The sequence below is a fragment of the Aeromonas enterica genome (genome assembly GCF_054052465.1).
In genome coordinates this window covers 107,999-123,345 of the sequence record NZ_JBSTYL010000003.1, presented here as the reverse complement: position 1 = coordinate 123,345, position 15,347 = coordinate 107,999, and the positions used below count along the sequence as shown (strand labels likewise).

The following is a 15,347-nucleotide window of genomic DNA, read 5'->3' as shown; positions in this document are numbered from 1 at the left end:
CCACGGAGGGATAGGCAATGGCGAGTCTGGTAATGGGGCCCCTGCTGGGGCTCGAAGCTGAGACGCAATACAGCATCTGTTTTCTGGCGGGGCCCAGCTGCAAGGGCGCCAGCATCAGGATCAACGGTGCCTTGCTGCCTGCCGGCAAGCTGGCGGATACCCCCAGAGGGGGTTTCTGGCGGGCCAGCTGGACGGCAAGCCCGGCTGCCGAGGGTGTTACGGTGGAGTACCAGGTCCTGCTGGACGGGGAACCTGCCCGGGATCTGGCCGGGGACGACCACTGGCAGTTTCATCTGCCGGGACTGACGGAGCTGGTGCGTATAGGTTATGCCTCCTGCAACGGTTTCTCCGACTTCAAGCTGCTCACCTCCATGCCCCAACCCTATGTCATGTGGGATCGGCTTGCTGACGAGCACGCCGCACATCCCTTCTCGCTGCTGCTGATGGGGGGTGATCAGGTCTATGCCGACTCCCTCTGGACCACAGTGCCCAGCCTCAAGGCCTGGAACGAGCTGGACAGGACCGAAAAGGTCAAGCGCAAGGCGACCCGCACCATGGAGGAGCAGCTCGATCGCTTCTATTGCGATCTCTACTGCAAGCAGTGGGGACGGCCCGAGGTGGCCCGCCGGCTGTCCCGGGTGCCAAGCGCCATGATGTGGGATGACCACGACATCTTCGATGGCTGGGGCAGCTATCCCGAGGATCTGCAGGGCTGCGATGTCTATCGGGTCATCTATGCCGCCGCGTCCCGCTATTTCCGGCTGTTCCAGCTGCGCAGCAGCGCCAATGCCTCCCTGCTGGACCCGGTCAACTTGGCCCACCACTCCTGGCTGCTCAGTTTTCGGGGCTACCGGATCTTGGCGCTGGACAACCGGGCGAACCGCACCCAGGCCCAGGTGATGAGCCAGTCCCAGTGGGATCAGGTCAACGGCGCGCTGGCCGGCTGCGACACGGGCCACCTGCTGGTGATGGCAGGGGTGCCCGTGGTCTATCGGGACTTCTCCTTCACCGAGGCGGCGCTGGATGCCACCCCTTGGGAGGAGGAGCTGACCGACGATCTCAAGGATCACTGGCGGGCCAAGGCCCATCAAGGGGAGCGGGCCCGGCTCATCATGCGGCTGCTGGACAACGCCCGAGTGCGGCGCCAGCACAAGACCCTGATCCTCTCCGGCGACGTGCACGTGGGCTGCCTTGGCGTCATTCAGGACAAGCGTGAAGGGATCACCAATGTGCACCAGCTGGTCTCCTCCGGCATAGTCCATCCCTGTCCTACCCAGTTTCAGTGGATGGGGATCCTCGCCATGACCAACGACAACCCCGAGTACCTCGACGAGAACCGCTCGATCCGCGCCGAGCTGATCAAGCCGTTCGGCGCCCCCGTCTACCTGCGCACCCGCAACTTCGCCACCCTGCTGATGGGCAGCGACAACAAGCTGTGGGCCAACTGGCATTGCGAGAACGGGCTGGCCGCCAGCTACCCGCTGGCCTGAGGGGTTGGCAAACGCAAAGGGCCCTGGCGGGCCCTTTTTCTTTTCAACGTCAGGCTCCCCGGGCCGTTTCTCCCTCAGGGCTTGCCTTGTGCCTGGGCGAAGAAATCGCGCCTAAACTGGCCTAGCACCTCCTCCCTGTGCTGCTGCCAGCGCTCGGGATCCATGCTCCCCTGACTGGCCGCCAGCTGCTGCTCCAGCTCGGCCAATTGCTGCTGGTAGTGGCCGCGCTGATCCAGCTGTTGCTGGCGGGTGGCGGCAAAGGCCAGGCTGGCCTCGGCCCGATCGGCGGGCAGGAAGTGGCGGGCCAATGTCTCCAGCTCCTCGTCCCCCCACAGCTGGCGCGCCTGCTGCAGGCGGGCGTCCGGGTTGAACAGGTCCGCCGCCAGATCAGGATGATCCACCGCCCACTCATCCTGCAGCCGGGTCAGGGCGGCCAGCCGCTCCGCCAGGGTCAGCTGCTCACCCTCGCTGGCCAGCTGTGCCAGCGCCTCGGCATAGCGCCCCTGCAACCGGGTCAGGCTCTCCCCCTCGCTCATCCACTGCGACTCCAGTTCACTCAGATTGGCGAGCCGCTCAGCGAGCGGCTGCTCGCTGTCGCCTACCTCGCTGGCGAGCTGTTGGCTCAGCTCCTGCGGCATCTCCTGCCAGCTGGGGTGCGGATCTGTGGGCTGGCTCCCGCTGGCAGCCGGGGTGAGCCGGGTCATGAGGGTCGTCATCGGAGTCGCTGGCGCCTGCTGCGGCTGATGTGCTCCGCGCAGGCTGGCCTGTGCCTCGGCCGGCGTCTGCGGTGGCTCATATTGCCAGCCGAGGTTGAGCAGCAAGAGCGAGAGGAGCGCCAGGGCCAGCAAGCTGTAGCGGCGTTTCATCGGCTGATCTCTCCCTTGACCGGGAAGTGATCGGATAGGTTGCTGGCGGGCCAGAGGCTGCCATCGCTGCTGCGCGGGATCCAGACGCTGTTGAGGTTGTGGCGCACGGCGCCGTACTCCCGGCTCACCACCAGATAGTCCAGGTACTCGACGTTGGCGCCACCCGAGAGGGGCCCGCCGGCATAGGGATTGATCCTGGGGTCGAAGGTGGCCTCGGTGTAGCCGCCATAGGCGGGCTCATGGGCATTGAGGTTGCTCAGCATGCTGGCGTAGTCGTCGGCGAACTTGCGTTTGTTGACGTTGAAGTCGCCGCCGTAGATAACGGTGTCGCCAGCCGGGATCTTGAGGCTGGCGGCCAGGGTGCGCATCTGGCCGAACTGGATCTGGCGCAGCCGTCTCGCCTCGTCGGTGTCGAAACTGGCGGTGTGGGTGGCGAACAGGTGCCAGGCCTTGCCCCCCTTGATCACCTCGGCGTACATGACCCCTTTGTCGGCGAAGCAGTCGGTGCCGGTGCACTGGGGATAGACCAGCTGGGCCTCCCGCACTATGGGGTAGCGGCTGACGATCACCACGCCGCCGTCGTGGATGTTGACCCCCGGCTTGTCGAGCACCCTGGTCTGATAGGGATACTCTTTCGCCAGCGCTTGCAGAAAACCCTCGCGGCGGCCGTCGAACACCTCCTGCAACAGCAGGGCGTCATAGCCCTTGAGATGGTCGGGCAGCAGCGTCATCCGCTCGCCTATGCTGGCGGCGATCACCGGCAGGGCCCAGACGTTGTAGCTGGCCACCTTCAACTTGTCTTCGGCAGGTTCGGGCTGCTCCCGCTGTTGTGGCGGAGTGAGCATATAGTGCAGATCGTCGTAACGGCCGGTGAACTTGGCGGCGAAGGCCAGCTCCTGCGGGCCCTGGGTACGATGCAGGGCGCGGTCACTCTGCCAGCCGGAGTTGTCTGCCGGCGTCTCGCCGCCGTGTTGCAGAGTGCTGTTCCACCAGGTGCCCTCCATCAGCTGGTTGAGGCGATAGGTGTCGCCCCCGGCCGTGGTGACCCGGGTTTCGAACAGATAGCTTTTGCCCGCCTTCACCCCCTCGTAGCGGTTGAAGCTGAGCACCATGGCGCTCTCCCAGGGGCCCAGCTCAGTCCTGTGCTGGATCCACTGGCTGCCCGCCTGCAACTGGCCGCTGCCGCTCTGGCGGATCTCCAGTTGCAAGGGCTCGGGGCCGTTGTTGGTGAGGTAGACATCGGTATCGGCCAGCGCCTGCAACGGAAACTGGCCGGCCAACAGCAGGGCGGCATAACTGAGAGGCTTGTGCATCATTAAGTCCTTTTGGTTGAGGCACGATGGAAAGTGACTGTTATGGCGGGCACAGAGGTCATTTCATTTACATTTTTGTTACAAATAAATGAAAGGCCCCATATGGGGAGAGGGGGCATTGAGGGGAGGGATCTGTGCCCTGCCCACGTGGAGAGCAGAGCAGGCTCGGCAATCAGGGGCGCGCGTGCCGGCGGCATGCGCGCCCTTGTGACGGGTCAGTGGCGGAACTGGTTGATCAGGCGGGAGAGGGCATGCAGCCGCTCCACCAGCAGCGTGATGCCGTCCAGGGCCTGTCTGCTGTTGTCGGCTGTGTGGCTGGCCAGCTGGTGGATCTGGTGGATGCCCTGATCCAGGGTGCTGGTGACATCCGCCTGCTGGCTGACTGCCTGGGCTATCTCGTCGCTGGTGTGGGTGACCTGAGCCAGCATGCGGTTTATCTGGTTGAGGACCTCGGCTGTGGTGCTCACATGCTGCTGGCAGCGATCCGAGGTCTGGGCCCCCTGGGTCATGCCATCGGCCAGCTGGCGGGTGGTCTGCTGCAGCGCCTGGATCATCTCGTTGATCTCGCCGGTGGAGCTGCGGGTCTTCTGGGCCAGCGCCCGGATCTCGTCGGCCACCACCGCAAAGCCGCGCCCCTGCTCACCGGCCCGCGCCGCCTCGATGGCCGCATTGAGGGAGAGCAGGTTGGTCTGATCGGCGATCTGGCTGATCACCTCCAGGATCCCGCTGATCTTCTGGCTGTCGCCGGTCAGCTGCGCCAGTACCCTATGGTTGGCATCCAGCTCCTGATGGAGCTGGTTGACCGATGCCTGGGTGGTCGTCAGCGCCTGCAGCCCCTCGGCCGACACCTGCTGCACCTCGCCCACCAGAGCATTGGCCTGATGGGCGTTGCTCGCCACGTCGCGAATGGAGTGGCTCAGTTGTGTGATGGCGGCGGCCAGCTGCTCGCTCTGGGCCCGCTGCTGTTGCAGGTGGGTATCTATGGTCTGGATATTGCCCCTGTCATCCTCGGCGGCCTGCAGTATCTGCTGGTTGGTGTCGGCGCTGCGCCCCACCACCGCCTTGAGCTCGGCCCGCTTCATGCACAGGGCCAGCTCGAGGGCCGCCAGGGTGTCCCGTCGTTTGGTGTAGAGCACCTGGCAGAGCGGGGTGCCCATCTCCTCGCCAGCCGTGACGGCCAGCCGGTTGAGCCGCTGTTGCAGCCGCCCGCCGTGGATCATCTGGGCCAGCAGTGCCGCCGCGCCGGGCGCTCCCCACTGGGGGCTGCCAGTGATCATGGCCGTCAGCAGGGAGAGCAGGGCCGTGCCGGAGAGGAGCAGTGTGAGCTGGCCCGGCTCCAGGGTGAGCCGGCTGAGCCAGGGCAGCGCCTTGCCCGCCCGGATGCGGGCGTAAAGCTGCTCCGCCCAGGCGATGTCCTGCTCGCTCGGGCGGGTACGCACCGACTGGTACTCGATGATCTGCCGCTGCTCGTTGAGAATGGGGGTGACGTAGGCGTTGACCCAGTAAAACTTGCCGCTCTTGGCGCGGTTCTTTACCAGCCCCATCCAGCTCTTGCCCTGTCGCAGTCGTTGCCACATGTCGGCAAAGGCGGCCTTGGGCATGTCGGGGTGACGCACCAGATTGTGGGGGACCCCCTCCATCTCGTCGGCGTTGTAACCGGCCACCTCGCAGAAGTGCTGGTTGGCATAGGTGATGTGGCTGGCGGGATCCGTGGTCGAGATCAATGACAGGTGGTCGGGGAAGCGTATCTCCCCCTCCCGTTGGTTTGTGGTCATGTGAGCATCCTGAGTGAGCCAAGTAACTGATAGTTTTGTTTTTATTTTTTGTGATGGTTACCCGCCCATTTTATGGAGCGAAGATGACGCTATCTTGGCTTGGGTCAATTAATCGACACGCGAGCCTGGCAAAAAAGTGCAAATAGAAAGTCGATATCGAGCGGACAGGCTGCTGGCAGAGGAGGGGAAACAAGGGCGCCCCAGGCGGGGCGCCGGGGATCAGTGGCTGGCCAGGGGGTAGGTAAAGAGGGCCAGATGGGCGAAGTTGAACAGGAAGTGGATCGCGATGGCGACGCTCAGGCGGCCACTGAACTGGAACGCCAGGCCGTAGCAGGCGCCCGCCAGGGCGGCAAACAGCATCAGCAGCGGGCCGCCGGCCAGGTGGGCTGCGCCGAACAGCAGGCTGGCCACCAGGATGCCGAGCCAGAGCCGGCTGCGAGCGGCCACCCCTTGCTGGATGAAGCCGCGAAACAGCGCCTCTTCCGCCACGCAGGTGAACAGCAGATTGTTGAGGGAAAACAGCCACCACCAGTAGGGAAGGCCCGCTTCGGGCTTGAGCGCTCCCAACTGCCAGGCGGTGATCAGCAGGGCCGCCAGCGGCAACAGCAGCAGGGCCAGCGCTCGCCAGCGGATCGCACCGCCCTGGCCGAGCAAGGCGGGCCAGGCCAGCAGCAGGCCGAAGAAGACCAGCGGCTTGTCCAGATTGAGGTACATGTTGAAGGGCACGCTGGCGGGACCGGCCTGCACCTGGTCCAGCACCTTCATATTGCTGAAGCCGGGGATGAGGTGCAGCATCAGCGCTATGGCCCACAGCAGCATCAGGGTCAAGGCGACACCACGCCAGGGCTGGGGCAGGCTGGGAGTACGCCAGGCAAGCAACAGGCCCGCCAGCGTGATCAGCAGGGCGAAAGGGCTGAGGCGGTCGAGATAGAGGGCGGCCAGCAGGGCGACCCCCAGCAGGATCAGACCGGGCAGGCGCTGCCGAGCCAGACAGAGCAAGACGGCCAGCGCCAGTGCTCCCCAGATGAGCGAGTCAGGTAGAGGTAACATTGAGTCTCCAAGGCCGATAAAAGTCCCGCACCTTAACAAGTCGTCACATCATGACACAAGGCTCAATAGGGTGGTCGGATCCCTGCAAGGGCGAGTCTGCGGCGGGGCGCAGCCATGAAAAAGCCGGAGCTTGGGCTCCGGCTTTTCTGATACTGGATTGCCGGTTGGCAGGCGTGTTGGCGACCCGCCCCGGCAATGACACGGGATTTATCGACCGGATTCGGCGATGACGCGGGCTATGATGTCGGCACGTTTGGTGGCTTCCAGCTCGCCCAGGGCGATGAGGCCGGCCTTGAAGATGACGTTCTTCGGCAGGCTGACGTCGTCCAGGGTGGTGATGGCTTCGACGTGCAGGCCGTTCAGACGGCTGGCATCGCGCGGGCTCAGGTTGACCTGAGTGTTCATCACCTGCTTGCCTTTCTTCTTGGCAGGCACGGCTTGTTTGGTTTGGTCCTGCTCGTCTTCCGGCTGTTCTGGTTGTTCGCCGTCAAAATCGTAAATAGACATAGTCAATCCTGTTGGGTTGCAAGGGGCATGCTCGCCCGAAATGTTGGGTATTCAGCCCATATCCTCGTTGCGGATAAAGGCGCGCCAGGAGCCGAGCACCTGGGCAAAGTCTTCCAGTCCGCACATGGCCAGCTGTTCATCATCGTAGTAGGCGAGATCGTCGAGATCCTCATCCAGCTCGATATTGAGGACGTTGGCCTTCACTTCGGCCTCCTCATGGGTGAGCAGCAGTGAATAGTCACCGCCGTGCAGCAGGTATTCCGTGCGAGTGCGACTGGACAGCTGGTCGATGATGGAGAAGAGCTCGTCGAGCTTCTCCTCATCCTTGCCAACTTCATCGATCAACCACTGACCGATGGCCTCATGGCCCATGGAGAACCGGGCGCGATAGCCACCGAACGGGTCGCGGCGAAATTCATAGTCCATAGCGGAGTCCATATCGGAAGGATGAAGCCACCACGCCACACAGCGGCATAACGCCAGATCCATGATCCATGGTGGGGCACACATAGCGTAAAGTGGCCTATTCTAGCGATCCCCCCCGCGCTTGTCTTGATGATGTGGGATCTTTGCGCGTCGGCCCGTGCGATTGTGGGCCCCCAGGCGTCATGCCAGCTTGTTGTCCGGAGATGTTATGCAGCTAAACGATACCCTGGCCCGTCAGATAGTGAGCAGGGCGATGAAGATACTGTCGTTCTCGGTCAACGTGATGGATGAACACGGTTTGATCATCGCCTCCGGCAATCCCGAGCGCCTTCATCAGCGCCACGAAGGGGCCGTGCTGGCACTGACTGAGAACCGGGTGGTGGAGATAAGCGAGGCGACCGCCCAGCAGCTCAAGGGGGTGCGTCCCGGCATCAACCTGCCCATTGCCTATCAGGGGGAACTGCTGGGGGTCATCGGCATCTCGGGTGATCCGGACATCGTTCGTGCTTACGCCGAGCTGGTGCGCATGACCGCCGAGCTCATTCTGGAGCAGGCGGCGCTCACCGAGCAGTTGCAGTGGGACAAGCGCCACAAGGAGGAGCTGGTGCTGCAGCTCATTCGCGGTGAGGGGCGGGTCGATCAGCTGCAGCAGGCGGCCCGTTTCCTCGAACTGGATCTGGCCCAGCCTCGGGTGGTGGCCGTGCTGGCGCTGGAGGAGGCGGATCCCGCCCGCCTGCGGGAGCTGGTGCACCTGCTGGAAAATCCGGAGCGGGACAATCTGGTGGCCATCAACGGCCTGGACGAGATAGTGGTGCTCAAGCCGGCCCAGCTCAGCGACGGCATCTGGCAGTCGGCGCAGGAGCGCAGCCGCATCAAGCAGCTGCTGGCCCGTATTCCCCACTTCAAGGTGCGCATCGGGGTGGGTGATTACTTCGGCGGCATAGACGGGCTGGCACGCTCCTACCAGACGGCGCGGGATACCTTGCGTCGGGGCATGCGGCAGGCACCGCGCCAGCAGGTCTACTTCTTCGAGGATTACCGGCTGCCGGTGCTGCTCGGCAGTCTGGCGGACTCCTGGCAGGCGGATCAGCTGCGGGCCCCCTTGCTCAAGCTGGCGCAGGAGGACACAAAGGGAACGCTGCAAAAGACGCTGCGCCAATATTTCTTGCAGGATTGTGATCTGCATCCCTGTGCCGAAGCGCTGTTCATCCACCCCAATACATTGCGCTATCGGTTGACCCGGATCGAGCAGATAACCGGGTTGAATTTCAACAAGTTAGACGACAAGTTTCTGCTCTACCTCGGGCTCAACCTCGACAACTGATTTGTTGTAATGAACAATAAGTCTCTCTTTAAAGAGACCTTATTTGGCTTTTCAGCCAAAGCATTCCGATCCCGGATCACCATAATGGCCACCACTCACTCATTTGAAAGGTGCCCGTCATGATCCCTGTATCCGCGCTCGGCGCTCTCGCTGCGCTCTCCATCGCCATCTTCCTCATTCTGAAGAAGGTGCCGCCCGCTTACGGCATGATTGTCGGCGCCCTGGCCGGCGGCCTGATCGGCGGCGCCGATCTGACCCAGACGGTCGCCCTGATGATCGGCGGCGCCCAGGGGATCACCACGGCGGTGATGCGGATCCTGGCGGCGGGCGTGCTGGCGGGCGTGCTGATCGAATCGGGTGCCGCCACTACCATCGCCGAGACTATCGTCAAGAAGCTGGGTGAGACCCGCGCCCTGCTGGCGCTGGCACTGGCCACCCTGATCCTGACCGCGGTCGGCGTGTTCGTGGACGTGGCCGTCATCACGGTTGCCCCCATCGCGCTGGCCATCGCCCGCCGTGCCGACCTCTCCAAGGCGGCCATCCTGCTGGCCATGATCGGCGGCGGCAAGGCGGGCAACGTCATGTCTCCCAACCCGAACGCCATCGCGGCAGCCGATGCCTTCCACCTGCCGCTTACCTCGGTGATGGCGGCCGGCATCATCCCGGGTCTGTTCGGACTGGTGATGGCCTACTGGCTGGCCAAACGGCTGAACAACAAGGGCAGCAAGGTCGCCGCCGACGAGGTGGTGAACTTCAGTGGCAGCAAGCTGCCCGGCTTTGCCGCCGCCATCAGTGCGCCGCTGGTCGCCATCCTGCTGCTGGCTCTGCGCCCGCTGGCCGGTATCGTGGTGGATCCGCTCATCGCCCTGCCCCTCGGCGGCCTGGTCGGCGCCCTGATGATGGGCAAGTTCAGCAAGGTGAACCAGTTTGCGGTCTCGGGCCTGGCCCGCATGGCGCCGGTGGCCATCATGCTGCTGGGGACCGGCACTCTGGCCGGGATCATCGCCAACTCCGGGCTGAAGGATGTACTGATCAGTGGCCTGACCGCCTCCGGTCTGCCCTCCTACCTGCTGGCCCCCATCTCGGGTGCCCTGATGTCGCTGGCGACCGCCTCGACCACGGCCGGGACTGTGGTGGCTTCCAACGTGTTCAGCTCCACTCTGATCGAGCTCGGCATCAGCAGTCTGGCGGGGGCCGCCATGATCCATGCCGGTGCCACCGTGTTTGACCACATGCCCCACGGCTCCTTCTTCCATGCCACGGGTGGCAGCGTCCACATGGGCGTGGGGGAGCGTCTCAAGCTCATCCCTTATGAAACTGCCGTCGGTCTGACCATTGCAGCCGTCTCCACCCTGATGTTTGGCGTGTTTGGCCTCGCCTAAGGAATTGATATGAAAATTGTTATCGCACCGGATTCATTCAAGGAGAGCCTGAGCGCCATGGCGGTGGCCGATGCCATCGAGGCGGGTTTCAAGCAGGTGTTGCCAGATGCCACCTACATCAAGCTGCCCATGGCCGATGGCGGCGAGGGCACAGTGCAATCCCTGGTGGATGCCACCGGTGGCAGCATACTGCCGTTTTATGTGACAGCGCCGCTTGGCAACCAGGTGCAGGGCTTTGTCGGCCTGCTGGGGGATGGCGAACGCGCCGTCATCGAGATGGCGGCGGCCTCCGGCCTGCACCTTGTCCCCCCCGAGCTGCGCAATCCGCTGCACACCTCCAGCGTCGGTACCGGTGAGCTGATCCTGGCGGCCCTCGATATGGGGGTGAAGCACCTGATCCTCGGCATAGGCGGCAGTGCCACCAACGATGGCGGTGCCGGCATGATCCAGGCGCTCGGCGGCAAGCTGCTCAAAAGCGATGGCACCCCCATCGCGCCGGGCGGCGCCGGGCTGGCGGAGCTTGCCACCATAGATCTGGGCGGGCTGGATTCGCGGTTGGCCAGGACCACCATAGAGGTGGCCTGTGACGTGGATAATCCGCTGTGCGGCCCGACAGGTGCCTCCGCCGTGTTTGGCCCGCAGAAGGGGGCCAACGCCGAGATGGTGGCCAAGCTGGATGCCAACCTGGCCCACTACGCCGACTGCATCGAACAGGCGCTCGGCAAACAGGTGAAGGCGATTCCGGGGGCCGGCGCCGCCGGTGGAATGGGGGCGGCCCTGGTGGGCTTGCTCGGTGCCGAGCTCAAGCCCGGCATCCAGATCGTCATAGCGGCGCTGAAGCTGGCCGAGGCGGTGGCCGATGCGGATCTCGTCATCACCGGCGAGGGACGCATCGACAGCCAGACCATTTATGGCAAGACGCCAATCGGTGTCGCACGTTGCGCCAAGCAGTTCGGCAAGCCGGTGATCGGTATTTCGGGCTGCCTCACCGACGACTGCGGTGTGGTGCACGAACACGGACTGGATGCGGTGTTCGCCGTGGTCAACCGCGCCATGTCGCTGCCGGAGGCGCTGGCCACCGCCACCACCAACCTGCAGCTCACGGCCCGCAACGTGGCCGCGCTCTATATGCTGCGCAGTTAATCCTTTTCTGGCTGGTGCCTGGCACCGGCCAAACCCTGCCCCGTGTCGCGGTGATGACCGGCATCCACTGCCGGTCTGCCCGAAACACCTTGCCGATCTGTCGATCGGCTTTTTTCATTATCCTGCTGTATCCCCACCACTTTTCTGCGGTTTCTGTGTTCCGGTTGCGTACTTTGCGGCATAGTGATCCCCCATAGTACAAGGAGCAACCCATGATCTTGCTGACCCTGGGGGTACTGCTGTTTACCCTTATCCACCTCTACCCCTGCTTCGCCGCTGCCCACAGGGACCGCCTGCGCGACCGGCTGGGGGAGAATCGTTACAAGGGGCTCTTCTCGCTGCTGGTATTTGTCGCCATCGGCTGCATTCTTGCCGGCTGGCGCAGTGCCAGCCCCATGCCGCTCTACTTTCTGCCCACCTGGGGGCCGACCCTGATGATGGCCGCCATGCCGGTCGCGCTGATCCTGTTTTTCTCCGGCCAGGGGCCCAATCACCTGCGGCGCTGGCTGGTGCATCCCCAGCTGCTCGGCACCCTGCTCTGGGCCGGTGCCCATCTGGCGGTCAACAGCGAGGCTCGCTCCCTGGTGCTGTTCGGCGGCATAGGTCTGTGGGCGCTCGTCAGCATCATCTGGATTTCGGTCCGGGACTGGCAGCGTCATCCCCGTCCCGCAGCGAACTGGGTTGGCACCGGGCTCAGCGTGGGGGCCGGGCTTGCGGTCACTGCGCTGCTGATCTTCTGGGGTCATGGCTGGCTGACCGGCATACCGCTGCGCTGAGGAAGGGTTGAACCGGCTGCGCCGCCTGTGCGTATGACGCTCATCTGTTCAAAAGGAGTTGCCCGATGAAATGGTTCACTTTGTTATTGCTGCTCGGTGCGGGAGCCGTGTCTGCCGCCTGTCCCGACTACTTCAATGTGGAGATGCGAGAGCTCAACACTACCCAGCGCCACAACCTCTGCCAGCTGACCGAAGGCAAGGTGGTGCTGGTGGTCAACACCGCCTCCTACTGCGGCTATCGCGGCCAGTTTCGGGATCTGGAGCAGCTCTACCAAACCTACAAGGAGAAGGGGTTGATAGTGCTGGGTTTTCCGTCCAATGACTTCTGGCAGGAGGCGGGGGATGAGGGCAAGACCGCCGCCGTCTGTCGCCGTGACTACGGGGTGACCTTCCCCATGTTCAACCGGCTGGCGGTGCGCGGTGACGATGCCAGCCCGCTCTACAAGGGGCTGGCCGCAGCGGCGGGCGAGGCGCCGGGCTGGAACTTTCACAAGTATCTGATAGGACGCGATGGCAAGCTGGTCGCGAGTTATGGCGCGAACCAGAATCCGGCCGACGATCCCCTGCAAAAAGAGGTCAAACGGGCGCTCGGTCTTTAGGCCTACCCCGCTGCGGGCGGCTCTGGAATAATGGAGGCCCGCTTTCCTATCTGGTAATCCCGTGCTGCAACGTCTGCCCCAAATGGTGATCTTCGATGCTCTGGTCCGTGAACAGGGCATCTCGGCGGCCGCGCGCCGGCTCGGCGTCTCCAAGTCCCACATCAGCAAGCAGCTGGCCCAGCTTGAGACCGAGCTGGGTGCCCAGCTGGTGCAGCGCACCACTCGCCGCTTCTCCCTGACCGAACTCGGCCAGGAGTATGCCCGTCATTGCCGAGCCCTGGTGGCGGTAGCGCTGGAGGCGGACTCCATGGTGGCGGAGCGCCGTGGCAAGGTAAGCGGCATCCTGCATCTGGGGGTCGGTCAGTCCTTTGGCCGGCTGCACGTGATCCCGCGCCTCAAGGCGTTTCAGGATCGCTACCCCGAGCTGGAGCTGGAAGTCTCCCTGTTCGATCACAGAACCAATCTGGTGGATGAGGGGCTGGATCTCTGGATCACCACCTATGAAGACAAGCCCGAGGCGCTGGTGGGGCAGCGGCTGGCGGATATCCACTTCGTGCTGGTGGCCTCGCCGGACTATCTGCTGAGCCACGGCACCCCGTTGCACCCCAAAGATCTGGCCCAGCACAACTGCATCACCTACCAGAGTCGGGAGCGGCGCTACCATGAGTGGTCGTTTCGCCAGGGCAAGGAGCGTCAGACGGTGCAGGTGGCCGGCAACTACCGGGTGGATCTGGCGGAGGCGGTACGGGATGCCGCCCTGGCCGGGCTCGGCATCGCCTATGTCGCCAATTACTTGCTGGACAAGGAGTTGCAGTCCGGTCAGTTGATCCCCCTGCTGCCCCAGTGGCGGCCGAACCAGAAGATGGCGGTGCACGCCGTCTACGCCCGGCGCGAGCATCTGGATCCCAAGATCCGGCTGTTCATCGATTTCCTCAAGGAGAGCTTCGGCCCCAATCCCTATTGGGAACAGCGGCTGGCCCCTTGGCTCGGCGGCAAATTGTCCGGTGCAGAGGAATAATCGTTTCTATATAAGAACACTGGCTTTCTCGTGATACCAAAATTGAACCAAATCAGCGGGTTGGCGCAACCGGTATCGCGAAAACGTTTTTGCTAACAGGGCTGTAACCAAGCGGGCTTGCAGTGGCGGAGCATGGGGCGCAGAATCCGCGCCCATCTTTTGTCCCCCTTGATGGAGTCCCTATGATAGCCCTGCTCGGCATACTGAGTATCCTGGCCCTGGCCGTGCTCTGCTCTGATAATCGTCGTCGTATCCCGTTGCGAACAGTGGGCCTCGCCCTCTGCCTGCAAGTCTTATTCGCCGGCCTGGTGCTCTGGCTGCCTGCCGGTCAGCACATTCTGAACGGGGTCAGCGAGAGCGTCAGCAGCGTGATCGGCTACGGCCAGGAGGGGATCGCCTTCCTGTTCGGCGATCTGGCCAAGTTCAAGCTGGGCTTCATCTTTGCCTTCAACGTACTGCCGGTCATCATCTTCTTCTCCGCGGTGATCGCCATCCTCTATCACATAGGCCTGATGCCGCGGGTCATCGCCCTGCTGGGCGGCGGTCTGCAGAAGTTGCTGGGCACCGGCCGCGCCGAGAGCCTCTCCGCCACCGCCAACATCTTCGTCGGCATGGTGGAAGCGCCGCTGGTGGTCAAACCCTACCTCTCCAAGATGTCTGACTCCCAGTTCTTCGCCGTGATGAGCTGCGGTCTTGCCTCCGTGGCCGGCGGCACCCTGGTGGGCTACGCCAGTATCGGGGTCGAGCTGAAATACCTGATAGCGGCGGCCTTCATGTCGGCGCCGGCCGGTCTGGCCATGGCCAAGATCCTGGTACCGCCCGGAATCGGCGAGGTGGATCACCATCAGGACGTGGAGATCCCCCGTGCGACCAATGTGATCGAAGCGGCGGCCGATGGCGCCATGGCTGGCCTCAACATAGCGGTTGCGGTCGGTGCGACTCTGCTGGCCTTCGTCGGGGTGATCGCCATGCTCAACGGGCTGCTGGGCTGGGCCGGTGATCTGGTTGGACTGGAGTTGAGCTTCCAGATCATCCTGGGCTGGCTGTTCGCCCCCGTCTCCTGGCTGATCGGCGTGCCCTGGGATCAGGCCCAGGCGGCCGGTGCCCTGATCGGGACCAAGATCGTCATCAACGAATTCGTCGCCTTCATCGCCCTGGTGCAGGATCAGACGTTGAACGAATCGAGCAAGGCCATCGTCACCTTTGCCCTGTGCGGTTTCGCCAACATCTCCTCCATGGCGATCCTGATCGGTGGCCTGGGCGCCATGGTGCCGGAGCGCAAATCCTTCATCGCCCGTTACGGCATGCGAGCCATCTTGGCAGGTGTGCTGGCGAACCTGATGAGCGCCTCGCTGGCAGGCTTGTTCCTCGCCCTTTGATTGACCTCGAAGCTGGCACCTTCCGGTCAGAGCCCGCTTCGGCGGGCTTTTTTGTGGCTGCGTGCGGGCAAAAAAAGCGCCTCAGAGGAGGCGCGGGGAAAAAGACAGATTGGAAGCGTCACATGGGTGCCACTTGAATGAGGGATGAGCCATGCCATCCAAGTGTGAAGCCATGATGCCTGACCCTGTCTGAAGCCCTTCTGAGGCGATTCTTCATACTGTGTTCATTTTGCTAAACGCGAAACAGAGGCCAATCCAGTGCCTGAAGCCCGCGTTTCACAGGGATGTGGCTGTTAACA

Annotated in this window: 14 protein-coding genes; 8 read left to right on the top strand and 6 right to left on the bottom strand. The window is 63.5% G+C overall.

All coding sequences use genetic code 11. The features are described 5' to 3' along the window. Positions 1-17: 17 nt before the first annotated feature. Positions 18-1,490, top strand: coding sequence for an alkaline phosphatase D family protein (locus ACW5XD_RS04675; RefSeq protein ID WP_456493846.1), 1,473 nt, complete (start codon positions 18-20; stop codon positions 1,488-1,490). A gap of 74 nt (positions 1,491-1,564) precedes the next feature. Here the strand turns inward: ACW5XD_RS04675 and ACW5XD_RS04670 are convergent, their stop codons facing one another. The 6 genes from ACW5XD_RS04670 to ACW5XD_RS04645 all read right to left on the bottom strand — a co-directional run bounded on the left by ACW5XD_RS04670 (position 1,565) and on the right by ACW5XD_RS04645 (position 7,427). Continuing rightward, positions 1,565-2,356 (bottom strand): hypothetical protein, encoded by a 792-nt coding sequence (locus ACW5XD_RS04670; protein WP_456493845.1) that lies wholly within the window; start codon positions 2,354-2,356, stop codon positions 1,565-1,567. After that, positions 2,353-3,669 carry a sphingomyelin phosphodiesterase gene (locus ACW5XD_RS04665; protein WP_456493844.1) on the bottom strand — a complete coding sequence of 439 codons (1,317 nt, stop codon included), beginning with the start codon at positions 3,667-3,669 and terminating at the stop codon, positions 2,353-2,355. The genes ACW5XD_RS04670 and ACW5XD_RS04665 overlap by 4 nt, the downstream gene beginning before the upstream one ends. A gap of 215 nt (positions 3,670-3,884) precedes the next feature. Further along, positions 3,885-5,444 (bottom strand): methyl-accepting chemotaxis protein, encoded by a 1,560-nt coding sequence (locus ACW5XD_RS04660; RefSeq protein ID WP_456493843.1) that lies wholly within the window; start codon positions 5,442-5,444, stop codon positions 3,885-3,887. Between the two features lie 219 nt (positions 5,445-5,663). Continuing rightward, positions 5,664-6,494 (bottom strand): CPBP family intramembrane glutamic endopeptidase, encoded by an 831-nt coding sequence (locus ACW5XD_RS04655; RefSeq protein WP_456493842.1) that lies wholly within the window; start codon positions 6,492-6,494, stop codon positions 5,664-5,666. Between the two features lie 207 nt (positions 6,495-6,701). Then, complete coding sequence (locus tag ACW5XD_RS04650) at positions 6,702-7,001, bottom strand: hypothetical protein (protein WP_005313598.1); 300 nt, start codon at positions 6,999-7,001, stop codon at positions 6,702-6,704. A gap of 51 nt (positions 7,002-7,052) precedes the next feature. Then, positions 7,053-7,427: a YacL family protein gene (locus ACW5XD_RS04645; RefSeq protein WP_456493841.1), complete on the bottom strand. Its 375-nt coding sequence runs from the start codon at positions 7,425-7,427 to the stop codon at positions 7,053-7,055. A 208-nt stretch (positions 7,428-7,635) separates the two neighbouring features. On the opposite strand from ACW5XD_RS04645, the gene ACW5XD_RS04640 reads away from it, so the two are divergent. The 7 genes from ACW5XD_RS04640 (at position 7,636) to ACW5XD_RS04610 (ending at position 15,048) form a co-directional block, all read left to right on the top strand. Beyond that, positions 7,636-8,751, top strand: a complete 1,116-nt coding sequence (locus tag ACW5XD_RS04640; RefSeq protein WP_456493840.1) for a sugar diacid recognition domain-containing protein — start codon at positions 7,636-7,638, stop codon at positions 8,749-8,751. A 119-nt stretch (positions 8,752-8,870) separates the two neighbouring features. Next, a complete protein-coding gene (locus tag ACW5XD_RS04635) occupies positions 8,871-10,133 on the top strand; it encodes a GntP family permease (protein WP_288032219.1) in 1,263 nt (420 codons plus the stop codon). Between the two features lie 9 nt (positions 10,134-10,142). Next, positions 10,143-11,276, top strand: coding sequence for a glycerate kinase (locus ACW5XD_RS04630; RefSeq protein ID WP_456493839.1), 1,134 nt, complete (start codon positions 10,143-10,145; stop codon positions 11,274-11,276). Positions 11,277-11,488: 212 nt separating this feature from the next. After that, on the top strand, positions 11,489-12,052 hold the full coding sequence (locus tag ACW5XD_RS04625; protein ID WP_456493838.1) for an NnrU family protein: 564 nt from the start codon (positions 11,489-11,491) through the stop codon (positions 12,050-12,052). 65 nt (positions 12,053-12,117) lie between these two features. Further along, complete coding sequence (locus ACW5XD_RS04620; protein ID WP_456493837.1) at positions 12,118-12,651, top strand: glutathione peroxidase; 534 nt, start codon at positions 12,118-12,120, stop codon at positions 12,649-12,651. 82 nt (positions 12,652-12,733) lie between these two features. Then, a complete protein-coding gene (locus ACW5XD_RS04615; protein ID WP_456494065.1) occupies positions 12,734-13,669 on the top strand; it encodes a LysR family transcriptional regulator in 936 nt (311 codons plus the stop codon). A 182-nt stretch (positions 13,670-13,851) separates the two neighbouring features. Then, positions 13,852-15,048, top strand: coding sequence for a NupC/NupG family nucleoside CNT transporter (locus ACW5XD_RS04610; RefSeq protein ID WP_456493836.1), 1,197 nt, complete (start codon positions 13,852-13,854; stop codon positions 15,046-15,048). The last annotated feature ends 299 nt before the right edge of the window (positions 15,049-15,347 follow it).

Coding starts and splice junctions, on each gene's coding strand:
- ACW5XD_RS04675 (WP_456493846.1), top strand. CDS start 18: ATGGCGAGTCTGGTAATGGGGCCCCTGCTGGGGCTCGAAGCTGAGACG.
- ACW5XD_RS04670 (WP_456493845.1), bottom strand. CDS start 2,356: ATGAAACGCCGCTACAGCTTGCTGGCCCTGGCGCTCCTCTCGCTCTTG.
- ACW5XD_RS04665 (WP_456493844.1), bottom strand. CDS start 3,669: ATGCACAAGCCTCTCAGTTATGCCGCCCTGCTGTTGGCCGGCCAGTTT.
- ACW5XD_RS04660 (WP_456493843.1), bottom strand. CDS start 5,444: ATGACCACAAACCAACGGGAGGGGGAGATACGCTTCCCCGACCACCTG.
- ACW5XD_RS04655 (WP_456493842.1), bottom strand. CDS start 6,494: ATGTTACCTCTACCTGACTCGCTCATCTGGGGAGCACTGGCGCTGGCC.
- ACW5XD_RS04650 (WP_005313598.1), bottom strand. CDS start 7,001: ATGTCTATTTACGATTTTGACGGCGAACAACCAGAACAGCCGGAAGAC.
- ACW5XD_RS04645 (WP_456493841.1), bottom strand. CDS start 7,427: ATGGACTATGAATTTCGCCGCGACCCGTTCGGTGGCTATCGCGCCCGG.
- ACW5XD_RS04640 (WP_456493840.1), top strand. CDS start 7,636: ATGCAGCTAAACGATACCCTGGCCCGTCAGATAGTGAGCAGGGCGATG.
- ACW5XD_RS04635 (WP_288032219.1), top strand. CDS start 8,871: ATGATCCCTGTATCCGCGCTCGGCGCTCTCGCTGCGCTCTCCATCGCC.
- ACW5XD_RS04630 (WP_456493839.1), top strand. CDS start 10,143: ATGAAAATTGTTATCGCACCGGATTCATTCAAGGAGAGCCTGAGCGCC.
- ACW5XD_RS04625 (WP_456493838.1), top strand. CDS start 11,489: ATGATCTTGCTGACCCTGGGGGTACTGCTGTTTACCCTTATCCACCTC.
- ACW5XD_RS04620 (WP_456493837.1), top strand. CDS start 12,118: ATGAAATGGTTCACTTTGTTATTGCTGCTCGGTGCGGGAGCCGTGTCT.
- ACW5XD_RS04615 (WP_456494065.1), top strand. CDS start 12,734: ATGGTGATCTTCGATGCTCTGGTCCGTGAACAGGGCATCTCGGCGGCC.
- ACW5XD_RS04610 (WP_456493836.1), top strand. CDS start 13,852: ATGATAGCCCTGCTCGGCATACTGAGTATCCTGGCCCTGGCCGTGCTC.